Here is a 21,790-nt window from a genome sequence, read left to right on the forward strand (position 1 = left end):
TCAATGTCTCACCAGACCCGCGCCCAATACATCGTGACGGGAGGCCAGCAAGAGTTCGATCTTGCAGTCCCCTTCCTCGACCGGACCCACATTCGGGTCACGCTCAACGGCTCCATCCCGTTCTTCGAATGGGTCTCTGACAGCCGCATCCGCCTTCGTCAGCCTCCGGCCGAAAACAGCGTCCTGCAAATCCGTCGTGAGACGCCGATCAGCACGGCCCTCGTGGACTTCAAAAACGGGGCGAACCTGACCGCTGAAGAACTGAACCGGGCAAACCTTCAGAACCTCTACCGGCTTCAGGAACTGGACGACCTCTACACCGGCTCACTCGACCGGGCGCAGGTTCGGCTTGGCGATCACCTCGGCGTCGTCACCACGCCTGACGCCATCATGGACGAACTGATCCTGACCTCGGAAATGGGAGACGGTGCGCTCAACCGTTTCCGCGACGCACTGGCCAGCATCGACCTCTCGGCCGAACGCATCCTCGACCAATCATTTGCCCTCGCCGATCAAGCGTTCCGAACCGACACCCTCGACGGCATCGTGGCCAACACCACAGCCCGGACGACGGGCCTCGAACTCCGCGTCGATACGATCACCGATCTGGTGGACTCCCTCGTCAACTTCGAAGACGGGACAGGGATTGCCACCGTCATCCAGAACGAGGCGCAAGAGCGCGTCGCTGGTGATACGGCTCTGGCAACGACCCTCGCGCTCATCGGGGCACGGAACGCTGCGAACAACGCCTTCGTGCTGGACCTCAACACCGTCCGCGTCTCCGGCACAGAGAGCCTTGGCCAACGCCTCTCGGCGATCACGGTCAAGGCCAACGACAACGCGGCGAAGATCATCTCCGAAGCAACGGCGCGAGCCGATGCCGTGTCAGCGCAAGCTGACCGCATCGACCTTCTTGTAGCTCGGGCAAATGGTTTCGACGCCAGCATCACCGCCGAGCAGACCGCCCGATCAAACGCGGATGGTGCGCTCGCTCAAACCCTCTCGTTGCTGGGCGCCAAGAACGCCAACAACACCGCCTTCCTGCTGGACCTCAACAAGGTTCTCGTCGGTCCCACGGAGTCCTTCACCCAACGCCTGAACCAGATGGTGGCGACCGCCGGGACTAATGCACAGGCCCTCGTCACGAGCGAGGCGACCACGCGGGCCAGCCAAGACCAATCTTTGTCTCAACGCATTGATAGCGTCGGGGCGAAAACTGACGACAACACCGCCGCTATCGCAACAGAAGTCACGGCCCGAACCAACGCGGTGTCAGCAGAAGCGGCGCAGCGGACGGCTCTGGCGACGAAGATCGCCGGTGACATCGCAGCGGCGGTCCTGACCGAAACGAACGCTCGTGTTGCAGCCGATCAGGCAGAAGCTCAAGCCCGGCAATCTCTGGCCGTGCAGGTCGGGACTAACTCGACAGCCATCCAGAACGAGGCGACCGCACGGGCTAACGCTGACGGCGCCATCGCCCAGCAGTTCGCCGTCCTCGGCGCCTTCCGCAACAACCAGTCGGTCTTCACGCTGGACCTCAATCGGGTCGAAGTCGGGCCGGGCTGGACGCTTGGCACCCGTCTGTCGGGGATCGACACATCCATCGGCAATGTCTCAGCTTCTGTGGTCGATGAGCGCACTGCTCGGATCAACGCCGACAGTGCGCTCTCACAGACCATCCAGAATGTGCAGAACACGGTAGGCGGCAACACCGCGTCGATCACCACCCTGACGCAGGTGACGAACGGCCTGAACGCCCGGTGGAGCATCGCCCTCAACTCCAACGGCCACATCACCGGCATCACGGCGAACAACAACGGCTCCTATGGGACACTCGCCTTTGTCGCCGATGAGATGTCGTTCGTGGCTCCGGGCGGGGGTGCGCCGGTCAAGATCATGTCGCTGGTCAACGGCCGGGTCCGCTTCAACTCGAACGTCGAAATCTACGGCGACCTTCTCGTCAGTGGCTCGATCAATCACACCCGACTGGTCAACAACACCGTCAGCAATACCGAAGTCGCCTACAACGCGGCGACGATCACGCTCAACAACACCACCCCGACCCGTATTCATGGCCTTTGGATCGGCGTCGAAAAGGCGGACAGCCCAATCGACATCGACTTTAACGCCTATGGGACTTTCACCCACAACGCGGGCGGATCATTCGTGGCCGTCGTGCAGCTTATTCGCTCGCGCGGAAACGACGGCGGCACGGTCCTTCAGACCGTTCAACTGAACGGCTCCGGCATGGCGAACGACACATGGCAAGGCTCCCTTCCCATGAAGTTCCTCGACCGTCCGGGTGAAGGCGGGAACTGGCACTACTACGTCCAAGTCTACTTCACCTCGAACATGTCCACCCAGACTGTGACCGCCCGCTACGGCAAGGTCACAGAGATGAAGAACAACACCTCGACACTCGGCGGTGGCACTGGTTCCGGCGGCGGCGTCGGATCAGGTGGCGGTTCGTCAGGTGGTGGCGGCGGTGGCGGCTACGACCCCTACGATCCGGGCGGCGGCGGTGGCGGCGGCGACCAACCCATCATCACGGCATGACCATGAGACCGGCCTTAACGGGCCGGTCGCACGGCTAAATATCACTACCCCACAAACCTTTTCAGGAGACGCATGTCCCAGACCCCTACCGCTGCGGAGCAGTATCAAACCCTCGTCAAGCAAGAAGCTGAACTTCTGACCGGCAAGGCCCGCGCCCTCGAACAACTTGAGGGAATCAACTCCCAACTGACCGCCGTCCGGGCCGCGCTGCAAGGCGCACAACTCGGCTTCACGGTCGCGCAGCAGTCGCTCGAAAAAGACACCTCCTCCGAGGCCGAACCGGCTTCCGATAAGGAGTAAGGTCGAATGAGCGGGCTGACGATCACCACTCTCGCCCAGCAGATTGAAGACCTCATCGGAAAATCAGAGCAGCAGACGAAAGCCGTCACTGCTTGGCTGGGTGGGTCCGCCGATGGTGGACCCAACAATGACGGCCGCTATCCCTTCGTGGATTTGGGCGGCCGTGAAATCCTCGTTCCTTCGCCCGCATCGTTCAGCGACATGACCTCCGGCCCGGCGGCGCAAGCCTCCGTTGCCAAGGTCGCGGCCGAACTGGCGCGCGATCTGGCGAAGGGTCACGCCGACCGCTCCGACGCCCAGCGCATCCTTTCGGAAGCGGCTCGCGGCGCGGCGGTCGATGCGCGAAACCTCGCGCAGGAACATCGCAATCACGCTGGCAACCATGAGGCCAACGCGCGCTATTGGGCCGAACTCGCTCAAGGCTCCGGGCAGTCCACATCGGAAGATCGCGAGATCGTCGAGCAGCTTGCCGAAGAGGTAGCCGACAACGCCGCCCTTGTGGCTCAAGACGCTCTGGATGCAGCAGCGTCAGCAGCTTTGGCCGCGACGTTCGATCCGAACCTATTCGACAAGAAATCGGACACGCTCGCCTCGTCCCGACTGGAAGGCATGATCGACCCGGCGCGCATCCCGGTTCTCGTCGGTCAAACGCCCGTCGTCTCGACTGGCGGCATCACCAATCTGACGACCGTCCAACAGAACGGCATCCGACCCGGAACACTGGTCGCGACCATGGACGGTCGCCGCTGGGTCTACAGCGGATCGGGCGCCAAGAATGTCGAAGCCAACTACATCGAGCAAGGCGACGTGACGCCGGTTTGGTCCGTAATCGCGGACAAGCCGTCGTTCTTCCCCTCGAACATCGTCAACGTCGCGGGGCTGCAATCAGCCTTGGACGGCAAATCGAACGTCGGCCATGGCCATGTCATCGCTGATGTTGCGAACTTGCAAGCGGCCCTCGACGCGCGGTCGCTAACTGGTCACGTCCATGCTTGGACGACCATCACGGATCGTCCGACGATCTTCCCTTCCGACATCGCCAACGTCAGCGGCCTACAGGCTGCGCTTGATGGCCGGGCGGCGGCGGGTCACGTCCATGCTTGGGACACGATCACTGGCAAGCCTTCGACCTACCCGGCAACGGCTCACCTGCACAACATCACCGATGTTAACGGTCTGCTGGACGCCCTCAACGGGAAGATCGCCAGCGGTTCAGCGGCGACGGTGACCAACCTGAAATTCAATACCGGCCTTCTTTACCCAGACGGCAACCATTCGGTTCTCAAGACGGGCGCGGCTGGCTCGGAACGCTATTGGCGGTTCGACCAGAACGGTTGGTTTTATGGTTTGAGCGGTGGCCTCTACATCGCGACGAACGCTCATATTGCGGGCGATCAACTGCGTGTTGGCCCGGCCGACAGCGGATCACGAACCGACGTGAACCGTGGTTGGGTCGAACTACGAAACGACAGCAACGGCTACGGCCCATACATTGACCTGTCTGCCGATAGCACGACTGACTATCACGCCCGTCTGGCATGGGCTGGCGGTCGCTTCGATCTCCAATCCACGACCTCTCTTCACCTTACCGCACGGGGAACGAACAACCACGTTCGCGCCTACAGCGAGACCGGCAAACAGAACGGCGACGTTTTGACAGAGGGCGGCGCCGAGCAGACCCTTTCAAAGCAACTGACGTTTTCTTCGACCCAGAACCCCCAAGACGCGGCGGCATTCGCTACGCTCGAAGTTCGGGGGTCGGGCGGCGGCTATGGCGCGTGGATGAAGTTCCACCGTCCGGGCGCCTACGGAACCTACTTCGGCATGTTCGAAGATGGGAAGTGGGGCTTCGGCGGGTGGTCTACCGGCGCGACGATCTACGAGTTCTGGACCTCAAAAAACCTCGATGCCAACGGCCTGATGCGTCGCTACTGCGATGGCTGGAACACCACCACAGACGGAAACGAACGCTTCTACTTCGCCAGCAATGGACGGTCGTATTACCGCTCGCGCGGCGGCCACGAGTTCCGAAACGCGGACGATCAGAGGGTCGTGTCCATCGACAATGGCGGCTTCCTTGAAGCGACCAGCGGGCTTTCAACTCTGGGAAACTACCTCAAGATCAGAGGCGGTTCGCCGACCATCTACTTCAAGGATACCGACAGCCGTTCGGCGATGATCCACGTCAACTCCAACGTCATGCATTTCCTGCGTGGCTCTGGCAACGACTCGGAGGCATGGGAGACCGTCAATGGCCGCTGGCCTTTGACGATCAATCTGGAAAACAACGAAGCCACGATGGGCGGCAGCATCAATGCCGAGAATGGCAACGTCTATACCCAGAGCTTCTATGCGACCTCACAGGTCTACTCGGGGTTCGGACACTGGTTTCGTGTCAGAGGCACCGGCTCGGGCATCTATTGGGAACAGCACGGCGGCGGCTTCCACATGTCCGACAATGACTGGGTTCGCGTCTACAACGGCAAGAACTTCTATTGCTCGGCACAAGTCCGCGCCAACACCGTCGTCGGGGAATCCGATAGGCGCCTTAAGACAAACATCGCTCCGATCACCGATGCCATGTCCAAGGTCCGCGCCCTTGAAGGCGTGACGTTTGATTGGATCGCGTCGGGCATGGCCTCGCTGGGCTTCATCGCCCAAGACCTTGAGACCGTTCTGCCGACCCTCGTCACCGAGGACGCGGACGGTATCAAGGGTGTCCAATACGGTCCCGTCGTGGCCTTGCTTGTCGAGGCTTTGAAAGACGCCGATGCCCGGATCGGTCGGCTGGAAGGGAGGGTCTAATGACTCTCCCAACTTCCGGGCCAATCAGCATCGACCAGATCAAAGCCGAACTCGGGATCACCGGCGAACTCTCGCTAACCGATCAGCGTGTGCGGGATTTGGCTGGCATCCAGTCCGGGTCGCTGATGATGCCGAACGATTTCTGGGGCAAATCCTCCCGCACCGTCCGCCTCATCATCACCAGCTACGAGCAGGTGCAGATGGGGTTCGGCGACTGGAACCGTCAGCAATACGACCGGATCACGTTCGGAATTTCGGTGACGCCCTATCTCGCCCCCACCTCATACTCGTGGGGCGGGGATGCTTACGGGAGCGGTGCTTCGGCAACTTTCGAAGGCCCAGCCTATCAGCCCACGGGCTTCACCTACCAAGCCTTCGGGCAAGCCTACTGTTCGGTCGTCGTTGGCGGTCGCAGCTACGAACTCACGCTCGACTTCCAATACACGGCTGGCGACGCGATCTAACCCTCATACCCACAATCGAAAGGTCTAATGGACCCCACTCCAAATACATCGAACTCCGACCCAGCCTTGGTGCTGATCCTCGGGGAAATCAAAGGCCAGCTTGCCACCTACATCAGGTTCATGGAGACCTTGCAGGGTCGGCACGACACGCTCGAAACCCGAACGCGCTCGCTTGAGAACGCCAAGTTCTGGGTCATGGGCGCCGCAGCAGCAATCGGCGGTCTGGCCGGTTTCCTTGTCGATCTGGTGAAGCCATGATCGATCAAATCAAAACCCACGTCCGCGCGTCGGAAGGCGAACTCGACACCATGCACCGCCTCGTCGCGCTGCTGCTGTCGAACGAACTGGACCGTGCCAACCTCCGCGCAGAGATGAATCCGAACGACCCGTCGTATGCGATCTCGCCACAGCTAATCAGTCAGGCCCTAAAGTTCCTCAAGGACAACGGCGTCAGCGCACCGGCTGGCTCCAAGGTCGTCGAAGACCTCGCGGCTCAACTGACCGATCTCGACCTCGACGCCGAGATTCTTTCGGGCATGACCCCGAACTAAAACCCAAGACCCCTCGCTTGCCGCCGCTCGCCTTCACCGGCGGGCGGCTGGGCGGCGCACCCCTTGTTTGATCTCATCCAATCTGACGCTCGCCGACGTTCTTCGGCAGTCCTTCATCGCGTTCGTCCGCTACGTCTGGAAACACGTTCTCGGCCTCCCCAAGCCGACGCGCATCCAAGAGGACATCGCCCGCTTCCTCGAAAGCGGCTCCACCCGCCGGGCCATCCAAGCCCTTCGCGGTATCGGCAAGTCCTTCCTGACATGCGCCTACGTCGTCTGGCGTCTTTGGAAGGACAACAACAAGACAGTCCTAATCGTCTCTGCTGGCGAGACAGGCGCGGCTGACAACGCCTCACTCATCAAAGGCATCATCTACCACGAGGCGGGTGACAAGCTGTGGGGTTCGCTGCGTCCCGGCCGCGACCAAAAATCCTCGACGCTCGCGTTCGACGTGGGCGGCAAGGGCGCCGACAAACAGCCCTCCGTGAAATGCATCGGCATCACGGGCCAGCTACCGGGCAACCGCGCCGACATCATCATCGGCGACGACGTTGAGAACCCACGAAACTCATGGACCGAGGATCAGCGCGACAAGCTCCGGCACCTGTTCGGCGAGTTCTCGAACATCATCAAGCCGCTCGACACGTCCGAGATCATCGTCCTCGGCACCCCTCAAACGGCAGAGTCGATTTACAACGGCCTTCCGCAGCGCGGCTACACCGTCCGCATCTGGACCGCCCGCTATCCACTCGCCGACAAGCTGGCGAACTATGGGGCCGCACTGGCTCCGATGCTGCTCGCTGACATTGAGCGTGACCCCAAGCTTTGTGAGCCTGTCGGCCTGTCGAAGCTCGGAGGGGCGCCGACCGATCCCGACCGCTTCACCGACGCCAAGCTGATCGAAAACGAACTGGACGGCACCGCCGCCGAGTTCATGCTTCAGATGATGCTCGACGTGACGTTGAGCGACGCGGAACGCTACCCGCTTAAGACCTCCGACCTCATCGTCATGGACGTTGACCCACGACGCGGGCCGGTCTCCATGGCGTGGACCTCCGCGCCCGAATACCAGATCAAGGATGTCGAGAACGTCGGATGGTCAGGCGACCGTCTCTACCGGCCGTTCAATGTCTCGGAGCTTTGGTCCGACTTCACCGGCTCGGTGATGCACATCGACCCCTCCGGTTCCGGCAAGGATGAGACGGCCTACGTCGTCACCAAGTTCCTCGGGACACGCATCTACATTCGGAAGTGGGGCGGGTTCGTGGACGGCACGTCTACCGAGACCCTGACCAAGCTGGCCGAGATCGCACGGGACGAGAAGGTCAATCTGGTAATGGTCGAAGACAACTTCGGCGACGGCATGTTCCGACAACTCCTGTCGCCGATCCTCGCCCGCAAGCACCCCTGCAAGCTGGAAGGCCACAAGGTTTCCAGCATGAAGGAGAAGCGGATCGTCGGCGCGCTTGAGCCGGTCATGAAGCAACACCGTCTGGTCATCGACCTTGCCGTGGTGCGTGAAGACCTCAAGGCAGACAGCCTACGCCGGGGCCTGTTCCAAATGACCAACATGACCGTCGTTCGCGGCGCCCTTCGCCATGACGACCGCATCGACGTGCTGGCCCAAGCCGCCGAATACTGGCGTCCATACCTCAACGCGGATGAGGAAAAGCACGAGCGTCAGCACCTCGACAGACTGGACCGGGAGTTCGAAAAGAAGTTCTTCGCCGGGACGAATGTCGGCTCTCTATTGAATAAGGGCAGGGTCCGCGCCCGTGGAAGACGGATGCGTTAGGCGGCGGTCTTCGCCGCCTTCTCGCGCTCCTTGAATGCGCGATATTCGGCGCGCTTGCGCTCCATCACTTCGGCCAACAACGACGTGGTGGAACGCTCGATAGGGGCCGCGCCAACGCGGATGTCAAAGTCTGCATCAGGTGCAGCAGCACGAAGGCGCGCTTCCGTGTTCTCGAAGAACCGAGGGCTGATCTCAATGCCGATGAAGTGACGGCCAGCTTGCAGGGCGGCGACGCCCGTCGTGCCGCTCCCCATGGTGCAATCCAGCACCGTGTCGCCTTCGTTCGAAAAGGTGCGGATCAAGTAGTCCATAAGGGCGACGGGCTTTTGGGTCTGGGGCGCATTGCCCTTGCCCTTCACCTTTTCCTTTGCGCCGACACTCGGGAAGAACAGGATGCTCGTCGGCCAGTTCGTGTGGGTTTGATTGCGACCCCGCTGCGCGGACGGCCCGCTCAACTTGTAGAACGTATCCTTGTTAAGGCTGTTTCGGGACGTGACCGGCTTGTCCAATTCAGTCAGACCCTGCGGGTTATACGTCGGGTGGACCTTGGCGTTGTTCCCCATCCCGCCCTTGGCAAAGACCAAGACATCCTCATGCTGGGCGAGGACGCGATAGTCCTTATGCAGATGCTGCGTCTTGCGCGTCTTCGCCCAGATCATCGAGTAGCAGTAGAGGTCAGGAGCCGCCGCGATCAGCGCGGCCGAGAACCGGCCTTGTGCCGTCATGACGATGTTGCCAGTGGGGGAGAGGATGCGGCGGAACTCTCCGAACATCTTGTCCATCGGGATGATCTTATCCCACGCCTCGACCGACACTCCATACGGCAGGTCCACAGCGATCAGGTCCACGGACTCGTCGGCCAGCTTCGTCATGGCGACGAGGCAGTCAGCGTTGAAAAGGCGGGCAGTCAGCTTCAAAGGGCGTCTCCATAGCGGCGATAGATGTCTATCAAACTGCCACAGGCCGCCGACTTGTCGAGCATATTTGACCAACATATTCAGTATCTTATGATACTCACATCAAACCGCGGCGCCGCCCTCACTCATGATCGCACGAGATCGGGAGGCGTCAACCAAATCGGCCTAAATTACTTCTTCGCGGGAGCCTTGCGAGCCTTCACTTCCGACAGCTTCGCAGCCGTCAGGGCGTCGATCTTCACGGACAGACCGGCGACGGTCGTGGTCAGATGAGCGAGGGCGGATGCTGACGCCAGACCGTTCAGTCGGTCGGACAGAGACAGGTCGCCCGCCAGCATCGAATAGGTGCCTTCAACCTCGGCAGTCACTCGCTCCAGCTTAAGGCGAAGCGTCTCGACATCTTCGGCGAGAGCGCGACTGGCGACGCGGTTTTCCAGCCGTCGATCCGACAGCGCAGCCAATAGATGACGTCTGCGACAGTCGCCGTTGGACCCAGATGGGGACGGCATTTTTGTGCAGCGTGGACGTTTGCTCTGCGAAGATCAGCGACGTCCGCAGCAAGTTTCGGCAGGTCGATGCCGGGTTAGAAGGGAAAGGATCATGCTGATATTTGGTCAGCGGCAATCCATGAGCCTCGAACTCCGACATCAGAACGGTAGAACCACAGCCCGCTCATAGCCGTTTGAGCCATTACTCGTCGGCAAAATCACAAACTCGCTTGGGAACCGACTAACGAGGTCGCGGACGAGGATCGTAAATTCGTCCGCATGACCCTCGCGACAAATAAGGACGAAGCCGCCCTCACCTGTCGGCTCCACGGTGTAAGCGGTCGAACCCGCCTTGAGGCGATCCAGCAGACATCCCATAACGTCGGTATTCAAACGCCATCATTCAACGAAAGTCCAGCCTAACGCCTCATTGAAAGCTCGACCACCATCCTACGCACTGCGAACCTATGGCGTCATGGACAGTTTGCCCGCGCCAACAAACACGGACGATCTAACGCAGCGGCAATCTAAACTGCCGGATCGAAGCAGGTCACCGCAACTTCTAAAACGCAGCTTCACAGTAGCAAAAATGGTCGTATATCGGAGATATGAGTCGAATCATCATTTCTCCAATCGATGGCCAAATCGGCAAAACGATACGCGAACGTCGAGTTGCTCTCGGACTTTCGCAAGCGGAGCTTGGAGCCGCGCTTGGTGTGACTTTTCAGCAAATCCAGAAATATGAAAAAGGTGCGAATCGCATTTCGGCTTCGACCCTCCTACGAGCTGCTCAGGCCCTTCAATGCAGTGTGGCTGATCTCTATTGCGATCCAGACCCCACCGGCCATTCCCCGTCTGAACGGGCGATCTTGAAGCTGTGGGCGCAACTCGGTGAGCCTGAACGGAACGCAGTTGCGGCGATGATCCGGGAGTTCATCAAACGATAAAAAGCACCACATAGCAGTTGAAACTAAAGCCAATGCCCCCGTCTGACTTTAACAGTCAGCCATGGCTTGGCTTATTGGAACGGTCATTTCGCTTTATCTTTCATAAACAAAATGCATTTCACGCGCAGGAGCGAAGGTGTGAACTGTAAATCGTCCGAGCTTAAAATCCAGTATAATGCGAAAGTAAATGGATTTCTCCGCGAGGCACTCGGAGAAGAAAACCTTTTCCGAAAATCGAAATTACTCGGTAAGGCCGTCTACTGGAACATGATGGCAATGAAGTCCGATCCCGACATCAAACTAAAGCGGGGAAAACCAATGCCACCGAATGATGGTTTTGATCAGATGGGGCCTGATCAAGGTGCACACCCGCCGATCTCTGGCATTATACCTGAACGTCAGAACCCATGATTACCGCCCGAACAAATGCGCCCCGTTCGTCACTCACCGGGAGGACCACGACGGTTGATAGGTGCCCGAACGTCAGATCGCTAACCAACCTATCGAACGCCGTTTCCTGACCAGCCCTCGGGGAGATTACCCAGCTATCGCCGAGGCGTTGAGTGTCAAATATCGCGGACCCGTTTTCAATGCTGGCGAATATCTCTTCCATACCGCTACCAAATGCCGTCACGCTCTACGCTCTTGAAAACTGCGGACTGTTCGGTGGCTTTGGTTCACAACCTAAGTGCGGACCCGCTCGCCGTCCTTAACTGTTTTGATAAGTATCGAAGCGGCGGTGGCTATGCCATGCGGAATGCACAATCGCAGTATGCCGCGATACTGCACCTAACGATTTGTCCAGCTTCAAACTCTAATGCAGTTCAGTTTGTCTCATCCGCTCACCGGATCGCACAAAATCAGAACGGCATCACGGTCGCTCGCGAGTAGCCTACTTTCCCATCGGTAATCGGGAATATCGCGAACTCGTCGTTCGATTGGAAGGACAGTTCGTCAATCATTTTGGCAAATGCCGCTTCCTGTCCGGGTTTCGGGATAATTACGAACCCGTCGCCTACGGTTTCAACGCTGAAAATAGGCGACCCTGCACGGATATCAGCAAGTAAGTTTTTCATAAGCGTGACTATAGATTTTCAGGCGCAGACGTGTCGAGACCGGGACCGGACATAGAGGGAAAGCTGGGGCATTTAAATTTGGATCACTTGGGGGAAGAGGGGAATATACGCGCGCCCGCTGGTTCTACCCCCCCGTGGGGGTCCATCGTCGGGCGACCCTTGGCCAGCACCCTGCACCCATGAGGGTCTAATAGGGATGCGCCGGGCGGTCGAAAGCGATGTTTACATCGCCGATGCTCGCTAACGTCCTGACATCGTTGGCAAACATTCCCACTATAACCGGCAATCGACTGTCTGACGCATCGCGCGCGTGACGTTCAGATAGGACGTGTGCGGACGATTGCGCGCGCCCGCGTTCGCCGCGACGTTTAGGCCCTGCCTTTTTTCGAAATAGATGCTTTGAACGAAAGAACGCGCTTGACAGGCTAACGGATAGAGATTCTAACGCCGGTTATTAGATGCTTTGGAGCAAAGGATTTTGACCATGCCTCAAGAGTTCACCCGCCTAATCGACCTGACCGCCGGTCACTGTGACCTGACTGTTTGGGTCCGCCCGGACACTGACCTCGATAGCCGCTTTGAAGCGGTCTGCGACATCAGCGGCGAACGCCTCGCGATCAACGGCTGGATGTTCCTGATCGTCGAATGATCCGCGCCTAACCGTCCTCAATAGATGCTTTAACTCAATCAATAGGTAAGCGACATGAAAGCTGACATCTACCAAACCGTCACGGATTCCATCATCGCCATGCTTGAGGCTGGCGTCCGCCCTTGGGCGCCCGGTCACAACGCGAAGGCTTGCGGTCTGCCGGTCATCCCGACGCGGGCGAACGGCGAGGCGTATCGCGGCCTGAACGTCGCCTTGCTGTGGGGCGCGGCCGAAATGAAAGGCTATCGTCACCACACTTGGATGACGTTCAATCAGGCGAAGGCGTTAGGCGGATGCGTCCGCAAAGGCGAGAAGTCATCGCCTGTCGTCTATTGGGGAACCTTCAAGGCTCAAGCCGATGATGCGGACGAAGGCGACGACGGCAAGGCCCGTCTGTTCGCGAAGGGCTATGCGGTTTTCAACGTCGAACAAATCGACGGCTTGCCCGCCTCGTTCTATGAACCGGCGACGGTCGAACCTTCCGAGACCCGGATCGCGAAGGCCGATGCATGGGCGGTCGCGACGGGCGCCGACATTCGCCACGGCGGTTCCCAAGCCTTCTATTCGCCCAAGGGTGACTTTGTGCAGGTTCCGCCGTTCGCGGCGTATGGCGAGCCGGAACGCTACTATTCGACCTTGTGCCATGAACTGACGCATTGGAGCGGCGCGAAGGCCCGGCTTGATCGCCAGTTTGGAAAGCGGTTCGGCGATAAGGCTTATGCGTTCGAGGAATTGGTCGCCGAAATGGGCGCGGCCTTCTCTTGCGCCCGCCTTGGGATCGAGAACGAAACCCGCGAGGATCACGCCTCTTATTTGGCGTCATGGCTGAACGTCCTGAAAGCCGATAAGCGCGCGATTTTCACGGCGGCGAGCAAGGCTCAAGCCGCTTGTGACTACCTTTTCGAACTGGCCAGCAAGGCCGAAATTAAGCCCGTGGAGCGGCCTTCCGTCCCGACTGGCGTTATCTGCCTTCCTGACCTGTCTGGCCTATCCAGCGAGCCGGTTTCGGCCCATGCGAGCGATGACGGCGACGATGATCCGACGCCGCCTGTCGCGCCTTCGCCCGCGCCTGTCTCGACTGGCGTTGCGGCCGGTTTCCTGTCGCGTCTGTCGGCGTTCAAGGGAGGGCGTGTCCGCGCGCCTTCCCGCGTCGCGGCTTGCAAGGTCCGCACGGTCGATGACATCGTGCAGGACATCACCGCGCCCGCCGAACCTGTCGCCAAGCCCGCCCGCCCGTTCCATCCGCGCCGTGATCCGTCGCTATGCGAGTTCCTGTCTATCCGGGGCATCTGCGACGATGGCGGCGAACTTCGCGGGCGTGACCTCGACCGCTGGCATCGCGAGGCGCCGTTCCGTCGCAAGCTTGTTCGGGCGGATGGCGTGTCCCTTGAGACGGCTGCACGTCAGGCATGGGAGGCGGGCTATTTCGATGATGTCGCCGTCCCGACGATGGATAGCACCGACAACATGCACCCGGTCACGCCAGAGATGTTGATCGCGGCGATGGATCGCGAACTGCGCGACGACTACGCCCATGTCTGGGGCGACCATGATGCGGAGTTCTTCGCTTAGGTTTACCATGCTTCTTTCGTGGTAAGGATTTTTGATGTTCAAGAAGCCAACGACATTTGTGATCGGTGCCGGGTGCAGCCGCGAATACGGCTTTCCGCTTGGTAATGACCTACGCGATCAAATCGCGACGTTGCTGGAAAATGTGAAGCCAGAGCGTCCGCGCCGTTCAGATCGAATGGTCTTTACAATGGAGGGGACCGACAAAGACGTCGAATTCAACGCCGCGATTGTTCAACACGCGGGCCAGCATAAATGGCAGGAGTGGTTCGCCACAGCACAGTCAATGGCTAAGGGGTTGCGTCAGGGATCGTCAATCGACCGCTATCTCGACTTCCACAACGAAGACCCGGTTCGGGTTCAACTCGGAAAGATGGCCATCGGGCGTCTCATATTGAGGGCTGAATCTCAAAGCTCGTTATCTATGGAGACTGGCTCAATCTTTGACATGACCGAGGTCGCGAAAAAGAACGGAGGCGAGCCGCACTGGCTCAATGAACTTTTCCTCAGATTACAAGAGGGTGTTCGTCGCAGCAACGTCGAAGAGTTTCTAAACAACGTCACATTTATTTGCTTCAACTACGATAGAGTTATTGAGCATTACCTTTTCAACGCCATCAAGGCGTTTGGCAACTTGACGGATGAAGAGGCAACGGCAGCTATGCAGGGGCTTAAAATTTACCACCCCTATGGACGTCTTGGCCATCTTTTCTGGGAAACCGCGACGACGCCCAAAGGAGTTCAATACGGGGCGCGGCTTGACGATTTTGGGTCTATCGTGGGGCATAGCGAACATGTGCGAATCTTCACGGAAAGCTTCGAAGAGAACGAAGAAATACGCTGCATCCGACACGCGATGGAAAACGCAGAGAAAGTAGTGTTCCTTGGCTTCAGCTTCCTCCAGCAAAACCTCGACCTCATTCGACCCGACAACCGATCAAAGGCCAGTCAGGTTTGGGCCACGACGTATGGGATGTCTCAATATGATGTTGATGCAGCGGAGAACGCTATTTCGGCGATGCTAAATGGATCAAAGTCCGCCGATTATAGAAGTTTCAGAGTGAACGTCGTCGATAGTAAGGCTGGCAAGTTCATGGATGATGTTGGAAATCTCCTCCGCTCATAAAGAAAGATATGGCTTCACCCTGCCCTCCCCGACTAAATAGGTCCATAACCTGTTCCGTTGTGTGGAAGCACGGCAACAGGGCCATTTAGATATTGGATAAATAAGGTCTGGATCGTATACTCGGTTCTGTCATCAAATCCGAAAAACTTAAGGCCCTGCGATCTTCCACTCGCGGGGCCTTTTGTTTTCGGATTACATGATTCCTTTCAACACAATTCAGGATGTCGTCGAACATCTCGACATGATCGGAAACGATCAAGCCCTTCTCTTTGCCTTCATGCACAAGAACCCCGATTTCGTGCGGTGGTGCGAGAGGATCGCTGACACACAGTATCGCAGCGTCGCGACGGTCATGACGCCCATGCCCGCGTTCGACATCGTGACCGCGCTTCAAACGACTGTCTTCGACAACTGGACCAACAACCCCGACAAGCGCGGCCCCTATCAGTATGGGGTCGAGGTCAAAGCCTACACTGCCGACACAATCACGAACTGGAAGCGTCCGAACTGGAAGGCCAGCGCGAAGATGTGGCCCGCCGCCGATGCGGTGAAGATCGCCAAGAAATCCAAGGTGAAGTTCAGCGACATCACCATGCAGAAGATCGAGGGACTTTCTGCCGAAGGTCGCGGCTTCGTCGGCGTCATGAAGCACGTCAAACCCGGCGAGGGTTCGCCCTACAACGATGAACACGTCGTCTGGCTGGACCTTGAGGGCGATCCTGCCTGTCTGATCCACACACCCTCATTCCAAGCGTTCACGGCGCCGTTCGACGCTCGCGACGCCAAGGGGAAGGGTCTGGTCGGAAACGCCGTCCTGCAATCCCGCTCTGCTACGTCGCCGGGCCTTGTCGGCTGGTCCACCGGCACCGCTTCGCCTTTGTAGTCGCCGGGAGCAGACCGCTCCCTCTATTATACTCTTCAATACCTACTATATTAATAGAGGGCGATCCCCTCCTGAAATACGGGCCTTTGGCCGTTCTCTCTATAATAGAGGGAGCCCCCTCAAATACGGTTTTTCAGACAGTTTTTGCCTCCCTCTATAATACAGGGCGTCATGCGCTCGCATCCTGCTCGGCGCCTGACCTTCCTGAACTACGGGGGAGCGGGGTTGCGGCGGCGCAGCACAAGCAGCGGACAAACCTGCCGACATTTTACACCGATGAAACCAGTGGAACCCCTGCGGAAAATGCCGCAAAAAAAGAGCGGTGACCTCGATCACCGCCCCACAGAGTTGCTTCGCGCTCTCTCAACACTGCCTGAAAGAGCGGGTTCCTAAAACTTATGCAGATTTCATCATAGCGTCAGCGTTCACAGCGGCGTCGGCAATGCTCGTGAGGTCTTCGTCGGTTTGCGACTCTTCGTTCAAAGTCTCTTCGAGCAGCGCGGCAGCATCGTTTAGGCCCAGCACGTTCGCCCAACGTCGCAGAGTGCCGTAGCGCGTAATCTCGTAATGTTCGACGGCTTGGGCTGCGGCCAGCAGACCGGCATCCAGAGCGGGATTATCCTTATATTCCTCCATGATCTCATCACCCTCGGCAAGAATGCCCTCGATGGCGTCGCACGTCTTGCCTCGCGGGGCCTTCCCGATAATCTCGAAGACCTGTTGCAGCCGTTCGATTTGCCCTTCAGTCTGCTCTTTGTGCTTTTCAAACGCAGCCTTCAGTTCGGGTGATTGAGCGGCGCGCGCCATTTTAGGCAGCGATTTCAGGATTTTCCGTTCTGCATAATAGATATCCTTAAGGGTGTCGTGGAACAGGGTTTCGAGTGTTTTCTCGGCCATAACGATATCTCCGTTGGGTGAGACACATAAAAGCACAGCTACACAGGTCGGTTCCTTCCCCAAAAGGTCTGAACCGGCGACAGGACGCGACTGATTTTCCACCGCGTTTTAAGCGTCGCTGACTAAATACATCATAACCGTTCCGGCGAGAGCAAGTCGCGGATCGGGCCGATGTTTGTGACGTGACCCCCTGAAACTCCTCCAGGAATAGCTAGAGTCCGCCCAACGAAGGACGGACAGAATGAAGCGATCGAGGTTCACGGAAGAGCAGATCATCGGGATCCTGCGGGAGCAGGAGGCCGGTGTAGCGACGGCGGAGGTGTGCCGACGCCACGGGGTCAGCTCGGCGACCTTTTACAAATGGAAGGCCAAGTTTGGCGGGCTCGACGTGTCGGAGGCTCGGCGGCTCAAGGCGCTCGAGGATGAGAACGCCCGGCTGAAGCGGATGCTGGCGGACGCGATGCTGGACAACGTGGCCCTGAAGGACCTGCTGGGAAAAAAGTGGTGACGCCCGCCGGCTATCGCGAGGCGGCTGGCCATCTGCAGGCCGCCTACGAGATGAGCGAAAGGCGGGCGTGCCGTGTTCTGGGCGTCGATCGGACGAGCGTGCGCTATCAGGCGACGCGCCCGGACGACGGCGCTCTGCGCGACCGGCTGAAGGCCCTGGCCCAGGAACGTCGACGGTTCGGCTATCGTCGCCTGCACGTGCTGCTGCGGCGCGAGGGCCATGCGGTCAACAGGAAACGGGTCCAGCGGATCTATCGCGACGAGCAACTGACGGTGCGCCGGCGCGGCGGCCGGAAGCGAGCGATGGGCACGCGGCGACCGCTGGACCTGCCGCTGGCGCCCAACCAGCGCTGGTCGCTGGACTTCGTCGCAGACCAGCTGACGGACGGGCGGCGCTTCCGCATCCTGACGGTGATCGATAACTGTACGCGCGAGTGCCTGGCGCTGGTGGCCGACACCTCGCTGTCGGGCGCGCGGGTCGTGCGGGAGTTGGACGCCGTCATCCGGCAGCGAGGGCGGCCCGACACCATCGTCAGCGACAACGGCACGGAGTACACCTCGAACGCGGTCCTGGCCTGGGCCGACGACACCGGCGTCGGCTGGCACTACATCGCGCCGGGCAAGCCCCAGCAGAACGGCTTCAACGAAAGCTTCAACGGGCGGCTGCGTGACGAGCTGCTGAACGAGACGCTGTTCCGCTCGCTGCCGCACGCTCGCGCCGTGCTGGAGGCGTGGCGACGCGATTACAACGAGCAGCGTCCGCACTCGAAGCTCGGGTGGCTGACGCCGCAGGCTTATGCAGAAGCGCTCACCGGACACATCGGCCGGCCTGCTGCGCTGGTTGATGGCTGCGCAGACCGGCCTCTTGCCAACCCAGCCGATCACAGCTCAGATCAACCTAGGACTCTCGTTATGGCTGGATGAGAAACGGGGGTCACGTCAGTCCCGTAGCCCAAGCTGCGCGGTCTGCCTGACCTTAGTGTCAAAACCGGCCCAAAATGATCGCGACCAATCCAGATGTTGAGCAATGTTTCCCGTGGTTTCCTTGATCGTTCTCTGAACCTGCTCCGCGCTTATCTCGCGCCCTGCGATGTTAAAGACGACCATATTCTGAATGACTTCCGCACGCGGCGGGCTGCTCGACATATTCGACGACCAATGGAACACCTCCTCGCGCCCATCAAAGGGAATCTCGATCCGATAGTTGTCGCCGCTCACCATGTAAGTGCCACCGTCGTAGTAGCGATCATTCACCTCAATCTGACGCTCGCTATGCTCGGCAGTGAGTTCATCCAATCTGAGCCTTGGGACGTCGATGTGGTTCGACGCGACATAGTAGTCGATCAGCGCGTCGATATCGGTGTTGAGTATGCGTTCAGCCGGAAGGTTGGCGATTTGTGACTGAAGGTTTTGAATCCGCTCATGCTGGATTGCGAACCCGTCGTATCGCGAGAACAGGCAGTTGTCAGAAAAGCCGCGACTCATATGCTGATCCATCAGATGTAATAGCGTCAGGCTATCACCGGTTGCGGACGGTTATAGGCGCGCAGTCGCATTTTTTCGCGCTGGCTCTTGCAGCCGCAAAGCTCGCTAACCATCTCCCACCCAAGGCGCGCAATCGCCAACGATATAGTCGGAGCGTGTAAGGGGTCACCAGAACCGGACCAAACACAGGCCAAACAAACCCCAGCCTACGCTGGCCTAAAGCATCCCCCGACTACCCCAAGGGACCGGGATGCAGGAGGTAGAGGAGACAGGACTTGAACCTGTTATTCGCTATCGAGGTCAGCCAGCCGAGTGGGGCAATGTTCCGCATGGTTTTGGGATGCAATCTGCATCCTCTGATCTCGTGGTTCGGCGCCGTATCCCGGTTGTTCTGAACAAAGAAGGCCGTCTCGGAAACGAGGCGGTCTTTCTTTTTGACACGATTGACCAAAAGAGTCATCGGCGCCATCATGATTCCAAAGCACATAACAGGTTGTCATGATGGAAGCGAATAGGGCGGCTCGGGGCTGGGCCAAGGTGATTATCGCGGGGTTCTTCGCGACGATCCTCGAACTTCAACTGCGACAGTCGGGTGGATCGTTGCTGTGGCTGCTTCATGCCGCGTCCATGATCCTCAAGGGCATGGGCGATTGGTTTAGCGAGCTTGGCGCAATCGCGCCGGTCGCAGCCCTTATCACCCTGTTCTGCCTCGATGGCTTCTTCTCGGGTTTTCGCAAATGAGGTCTGCCGCCCTGTCGTGCGACGACACGCTCGATATGTTCATTGAGCTTAAGGCCAAGCCGACGCATCCTTTGCGCCTCGTGCAAAAGGATTCGGCCATGGCCTCGATCAAACCCCACGTCTGGACGTTCATGACGTTCGCTGCTGCCCTTCAAACCCTCGCGAAGGAACTACCGACCCGTGTGACGGTGCGCCAACTGCTGACGTTCGCGATGATCGTCGAACAGGTCAGCCTTGGTCACAACATCACCATCGCGACCATCCGTGAGAAGGCTGGGAGCGATAAGCACGGTGATGAACTGCTCGGTCAGTCCATCGGCCGCAGCTACCAACTTTTCCTCAAGCCCACCAAGAAGGAGCCTGACGCTCTGGGCTGGGCCTACGTCGAGGAAAACGAGGACGACCGACGCGAGAAATTCCTGCGCCTAACCCCGGAGGGCGAAGAGGTCGCCCTCAAGATCGCCAAGCTGCTGAAAGAGAAACCGTGAAGGTCCGCGAACTCCTGCGCTACTGCGAAGTGCACGAATGGCGTGGCGCCCGATCCAAGGCCACCCTCCGCACCAACATCAAGCAGCTTGCCGCTCTGATCGGCGAAGAGGACATCGCTGATCTGCATTACACCCGGCTCAAGAAACTGGCGTCAGACCTTGAGACTTACGGCCGGAAGGCGGCGGCGCCCGCGACCGTCAAACGTAAGCTGGACACCCTGTCCAACGCCCTGACCATCGCCACGCGGATGACGAACGACGATGGCTCGCCGGTCCTGAAAGCCAAGCCGACTTTCCCGACGTTCGACATCAACAACATCCAAGAACGCACGATCTCCGACGCCGAACTGGCGGACATGTTCGAGGTCATCGCCGCCCGGCGCGAGGCCGAGCCGCACCGCGATTGGAGCCGGTTCGACGCCTTCATGAGGTTCATGCTGGCCACGGCCTGTCGGCGAGGCGAGGCGTTGCGGGTCTGGCCGGGACACATCGAGCAGCGCGACGCCCGGCACTTCGTGATCTTCGAACGCTACACGACCAAGAGCAAAAAGCCCCGGATCGTCCCGCTGTCGGCCGAGATTGTCAGGCTGCTTCCGGCACTGCGCCTACAGGCGGGAAATGGCCCGCTCTTTCCTTTCACCGCATCGGTTCTCTGGGGAATGTGGAAGGCGGTCAGGCAGGACATGGCCGGGCGCGGCCATGACTTCTCGTTGGTCCGCTACCACTCCACCCGCCACACCACGCTGACCAAGGCGATGAAGCGACATCCAATCGCGCTCGTGTCCAAGCTGGCCGGTCACGCCAGCATCCAGATTACGGCAGATCGCTACGGCCACCTGTCGGCTGATGACCTCGTGGGTATGGTGGACGAGATCGCGGCTTGACGTTCGGTCGAACGCTTCGCAAATCTGGTTGATGATACCGGCACAATGTGAAGTCGATTGGGGTGCGTGGGCGACGCTGTTCACAGGCTGCGCCGCTGTTTTGGCGGCGTTGATCGTCGGCTTGAAGCAGTCCCGTATCCAAGAACTGCAAGCCAAAATCGCGGATCGCGTGGCCTCAACCGAAGAGGCCCGCATTCGCCTTGAGCTTTTCGAGAAGCGATATGCCTTCGTCGTGGTGCTCAACAGATTCGTGAGCCGCGTCCGATCCAAAAAGGATTTTTGGACGGAAGAGGATACGGCGTTTCTCGAAGAGTCGAAGCGCGCCCAATATCTCATTTCCACGCGAAATGAAGGCGATCATCGACCGCCTCTGGTATCTCGCAGCGGACTATCAGGGCACATCAGATATGCTGACCAGTCGGATACCCGGCGAAAGAGATGAAGCTATCAAGCAGAGGCCGAAACTCCGCAATGATCTGAACAAAATCGTCGAGGACTTTTACGAAGTTTGCGACCGCGAAATGCGGCCTTTCCAACATTAAGCCGACCCCTTCCCTGCCCCGCCAAACCCCGCGCCTCGTATGAGACATGTGTGGGTTTGACTTCCTTTCGACTGTTGAACAGGGAGGTGAAACATAAGCCTGCTCAACGCCTTGCGCCAA

Annotated in this window: 23 protein-coding genes; 18 read left to right on the forward strand and 5 right to left on the reverse strand. The window is 59.1% G+C overall.

From position 1 onward, the window contains the following. The first annotated feature begins 3 nt into the window (after window positions 1-3). The 7 genes from A4249_RS07465 to terL all read left to right on the forward strand — a co-directional run bounded on the left by A4249_RS07465 (window position 4) and on the right by terL (window position 8,471). Complete coding sequence (locus tag A4249_RS07465; protein WP_066551795.1) at window positions 4-2,556, forward strand: phage tail fiber domain-containing protein; 2,553 nt, start codon at window positions 4-6, stop codon at window positions 2,554-2,556. A gap of 72 nt (window positions 2,557-2,628) precedes the next feature. After that, on the forward strand, window positions 2,629-2,856 hold the full coding sequence (locus A4249_RS07470) for a hypothetical protein (RefSeq protein WP_066551796.1): 228 nt from the start codon (window positions 2,629-2,631) through the stop codon (window positions 2,854-2,856). Between the two features lie 6 nt (window positions 2,857-2,862). Beyond that, window positions 2,863-5,661: a tail fiber domain-containing protein gene (locus tag A4249_RS07475; protein WP_066551797.1), complete on the forward strand. Its 2,799-nt coding sequence runs from the start codon at window positions 2,863-2,865 to the stop codon at window positions 5,659-5,661. Beyond that, window positions 5,661-6,125, forward strand: a complete 465-nt coding sequence (locus tag A4249_RS07480; protein ID WP_066551798.1) for a hypothetical protein — start codon at window positions 5,661-5,663, stop codon at window positions 6,123-6,125. The genes A4249_RS07475 and A4249_RS07480 overlap by 1 nt, the downstream gene beginning before the upstream one ends. Before the next feature lie 66 nt (window positions 6,126-6,191). Then, a complete protein-coding gene (locus tag A4249_RS07485; RefSeq protein WP_066551799.1) occupies window positions 6,192-6,383 on the forward strand; it encodes a hypothetical protein in 192 nt (63 codons plus the stop codon). Beyond that, window positions 6,380-6,676, forward strand: a complete 297-nt coding sequence (locus A4249_RS07490) for a hypothetical protein (protein ID WP_066551800.1) — start codon at window positions 6,380-6,382, stop codon at window positions 6,674-6,676. The genes A4249_RS07485 and A4249_RS07490 overlap by 4 nt, the downstream gene beginning before the upstream one ends. Window positions 6,677-6,743: 67 nt before the next feature. Then, window positions 6,744-8,471 carry a phage terminase large subunit gene (terL, locus tag A4249_RS07495; RefSeq protein ID WP_082854102.1) on the forward strand — a complete coding sequence of 576 codons (1,728 nt, stop codon included), beginning with the start codon at window positions 6,744-6,746 and terminating at the stop codon, window positions 8,469-8,471. Here terL and A4249_RS07500 read toward each other — a convergent pair. Both A4249_RS07500 and A4249_RS07505 read right to left on the reverse strand, forming a co-directional pair. Beyond that, on the reverse strand, window positions 8,468-9,388 hold the full coding sequence (locus A4249_RS07500) for a DNA-methyltransferase (protein WP_066551801.1): 921 nt from the start codon (window positions 9,386-9,388) through the stop codon (window positions 8,468-8,470). The two genes, terL and A4249_RS07500, sit on opposite strands and share 4 nt — an antisense overlap. A 170-nt stretch (window positions 9,389-9,558) precedes the next feature. After that, on the reverse strand, window positions 9,559-9,849 hold the full coding sequence (locus A4249_RS07505; RefSeq protein WP_066551802.1) for a hypothetical protein: 291 nt from the start codon (window positions 9,847-9,849) through the stop codon (window positions 9,559-9,561). A gap of 635 nt (window positions 9,850-10,484) precedes the next feature. On the opposite strand from A4249_RS07505, the gene A4249_RS16325 reads away from it, so the two are divergent. Then, window positions 10,485-10,823 (forward strand): helix-turn-helix domain-containing protein, encoded by a 339-nt coding sequence (locus A4249_RS16325; RefSeq protein WP_082854104.1) that lies wholly within the window; start codon window positions 10,485-10,487, stop codon window positions 10,821-10,823. 138 nt (window positions 10,824-10,961) lie between these two features. Then, on the forward strand, window positions 10,962-11,234 hold the full coding sequence (locus A4249_RS16590) for a hypothetical protein (RefSeq protein WP_156494664.1): 273 nt from the start codon (window positions 10,962-10,964) through the stop codon (window positions 11,232-11,234). Between the two features lie 449 nt (window positions 11,235-11,683). Here A4249_RS16590 and A4249_RS16595 read toward each other — a convergent pair whose 3' ends face one another. Continuing rightward, the gene (locus A4249_RS16595) at window positions 11,684-11,899 is read right to left on the reverse strand and encodes a hypothetical protein (RefSeq protein ID WP_156494665.1); all 216 of its coding nucleotides are present in this window, start codon (window positions 11,897-11,899) and stop codon (window positions 11,684-11,686) included. Window positions 11,900-12,383: 484 nt separating this feature from the next. On the opposite strand from A4249_RS16595, the gene A4249_RS16600 reads away from it, so the two are divergent. The 4 genes from A4249_RS16600 to A4249_RS07530 all read left to right on the forward strand — a co-directional run bounded on the left by A4249_RS16600 (window position 12,384) and on the right by A4249_RS07530 (window position 16,126). After that, the gene (locus A4249_RS16600; RefSeq protein WP_156494666.1) at window positions 12,384-12,548 is read left to right on the forward strand and encodes a hypothetical protein; all 165 of its coding nucleotides are present in this window, start codon (window positions 12,384-12,386) and stop codon (window positions 12,546-12,548) included. 54 nt (window positions 12,549-12,602) lie between these two features. After that, window positions 12,603-14,120: an ArdC family protein gene (locus tag A4249_RS07520; protein ID WP_066551805.1), complete on the forward strand. Its 1,518-nt coding sequence runs from the start codon at window positions 12,603-12,605 to the stop codon at window positions 14,118-14,120. 34 nt (window positions 14,121-14,154) lie between these two features. Next, window positions 14,155-15,243 carry a hypothetical protein gene (locus tag A4249_RS07525; protein WP_066551806.1) on the forward strand — a complete coding sequence of 363 codons (1,089 nt, stop codon included), beginning with the start codon at window positions 14,155-14,157 and terminating at the stop codon, window positions 15,241-15,243. A gap of 241 nt (window positions 15,244-15,484) precedes the next feature. Then, window positions 15,485-16,126 carry a hypothetical protein gene (locus A4249_RS07530; RefSeq protein WP_156494667.1) on the forward strand — a complete coding sequence of 214 codons (642 nt, stop codon included), beginning with the start codon at window positions 15,485-15,487 and terminating at the stop codon, window positions 16,124-16,126. A 396-nt stretch (window positions 16,127-16,522) separates the two neighbouring features. On the opposite strand, the gene A4249_RS07535 is transcribed toward A4249_RS07530, so the two are convergent. Continuing rightward, on the reverse strand, window positions 16,523-17,023 hold the full coding sequence (locus tag A4249_RS07535) for a YciE/YciF ferroxidase family protein (protein WP_066551808.1): 501 nt from the start codon (window positions 17,021-17,023) through the stop codon (window positions 16,523-16,525). 241 nt (window positions 17,024-17,264) lie between these two features. Here A4249_RS07535 and A4249_RS07545 point away from each other — a divergent pair. After that, window positions 17,265-18,454, forward strand: a protein-coding gene (locus A4249_RS07545; RefSeq protein ID WP_165906610.1) for an IS3 family transposase whose coding sequence is annotated in 2 segments (ribosomal slippage) — window positions 17,265-17,517 and window positions 17,517-18,454 — 1,191 coding nt in all. Because the reading frame shifts where the segments join, the coding sequence is not laid out codon by codon here. 15 nt (window positions 18,455-18,469) lie between these two features. Here the strand turns inward: A4249_RS07545 and A4249_RS07550 are convergent. Next, complete coding sequence (locus A4249_RS07550) at window positions 18,470-19,015, reverse strand: hypothetical protein (protein ID WP_197458485.1); 546 nt, start codon at window positions 19,013-19,015, stop codon at window positions 18,470-18,472. Between the two features lie 498 nt (window positions 19,016-19,513). Here A4249_RS07550 and A4249_RS07560 point away from each other — a divergent pair, with 498 nt between their 5' ends. Genes A4249_RS07560 through A4249_RS16605 form a run of 4 tightly spaced genes read left to right on the forward strand, consistent with a single transcriptional unit; the run spans window position 19,514 to window position 21,570 of the window. Then, window positions 19,514-19,756, forward strand: a complete 243-nt coding sequence (locus A4249_RS07560; RefSeq protein ID WP_066551811.1) for a hypothetical protein — start codon at window positions 19,514-19,516, stop codon at window positions 19,754-19,756. Beyond that, on the forward strand, window positions 19,753-20,244 hold the full coding sequence (locus A4249_RS07565) for a hypothetical protein (protein WP_156494668.1): 492 nt from the start codon (window positions 19,753-19,755) through the stop codon (window positions 20,242-20,244). The genes A4249_RS07560 and A4249_RS07565 overlap by 4 nt, the downstream gene beginning before the upstream one ends. Continuing rightward, window positions 20,241-21,128 carry a tyrosine-type recombinase/integrase gene (locus A4249_RS07570; RefSeq protein ID WP_066551813.1) on the forward strand — a complete coding sequence of 296 codons (888 nt, stop codon included), beginning with the start codon at window positions 20,241-20,243 and terminating at the stop codon, window positions 21,126-21,128. Before A4249_RS07565 ends, A4249_RS07570 begins: the two co-directional genes overlap by 4 nt. A 31-nt stretch (window positions 21,129-21,159) precedes the next feature. Further along, window positions 21,160-21,570, forward strand: coding sequence for a hypothetical protein (locus A4249_RS16605; protein WP_156494669.1), 411 nt, complete (start codon window positions 21,160-21,162; stop codon window positions 21,568-21,570). The last annotated feature ends 220 nt before the right edge of the window (window positions 21,571-21,790 follow it).

Source organism: Brevundimonas sp. GW460-12-10-14-LB2 (assembly GCF_001636925.1).
Lineage (GTDB): Bacteria > Pseudomonadota > Alphaproteobacteria > Caulobacterales > Caulobacteraceae > Brevundimonas > Brevundimonas vesicularis.

Excerpts from the sequence above, each read along its gene's own strand:
- A4249_RS07465 (WP_066551795.1), top strand. The coding sequence starts at position 4 with ATGTCTCACCAGACCCGCGCCCAATACATCGTGACGGGAGGCCAGCAA.
- A4249_RS07470 (WP_066551796.1), top strand. The coding sequence starts at position 2,629 with ATGTCCCAGACCCCTACCGCTGCGGAGCAGTATCAAACCCTCGTCAAG.
- A4249_RS07475 (WP_066551797.1), top strand. The coding sequence starts at position 2,863 with ATGAGCGGGCTGACGATCACCACTCTCGCCCAGCAGATTGAAGACCTC.
- A4249_RS07480 (WP_066551798.1), top strand. The coding sequence starts at position 5,661 with ATGACTCTCCCAACTTCCGGGCCAATCAGCATCGACCAGATCAAAGCC.
- A4249_RS07490 (WP_066551800.1), top strand. The coding sequence starts at position 6,380 with ATGATCGATCAAATCAAAACCCACGTCCGCGCGTCGGAAGGCGAACTC.
- A4249_RS16325 (WP_082854104.1), top strand. The coding sequence starts at position 10,485 with ATGAGTCGAATCATCATTTCTCCAATCGATGGCCAAATCGGCAAAACG.
- A4249_RS16595 (WP_156494665.1), bottom strand. The coding sequence starts at position 11,899 with ATGAAAAACTTACTTGCTGATATCCGTGCAGGGTCGCCTATTTTCAGC.
- A4249_RS16600 (WP_156494666.1), top strand. The coding sequence starts at position 12,384 with ATGCCTCAAGAGTTCACCCGCCTAATCGACCTGACCGCCGGTCACTGT.
- A4249_RS07520 (WP_066551805.1), top strand. The coding sequence starts at position 12,603 with ATGAAAGCTGACATCTACCAAACCGTCACGGATTCCATCATCGCCATG.
- A4249_RS07525 (WP_066551806.1), top strand. The coding sequence starts at position 14,155 with ATGTTCAAGAAGCCAACGACATTTGTGATCGGTGCCGGGTGCAGCCGC.
- A4249_RS07530 (WP_156494667.1), top strand. The coding sequence starts at position 15,485 with ATGATCGGAAACGATCAAGCCCTTCTCTTTGCCTTCATGCACAAGAAC.
- A4249_RS07535 (WP_066551808.1), bottom strand. The coding sequence starts at position 17,023 with ATGGCCGAGAAAACACTCGAAACCCTGTTCCACGACACCCTTAAGGAT.
- A4249_RS07550 (WP_197458485.1), bottom strand. The coding sequence starts at position 19,015 with ATGAGTCGCGGCTTTTCTGACAACTGCCTGTTCTCGCGATACGACGGG.
- A4249_RS07560 (WP_066551811.1), top strand. The coding sequence starts at position 19,514 with ATGATGGAAGCGAATAGGGCGGCTCGGGGCTGGGCCAAGGTGATTATC.
- A4249_RS07565 (WP_156494668.1), top strand. The coding sequence starts at position 19,753 with ATGAGGTCTGCCGCCCTGTCGTGCGACGACACGCTCGATATGTTCATT.
- A4249_RS16605 (WP_156494669.1), top strand. The coding sequence starts at position 21,160 with ATGATACCGGCACAATGTGAAGTCGATTGGGGTGCGTGGGCGACGCTG.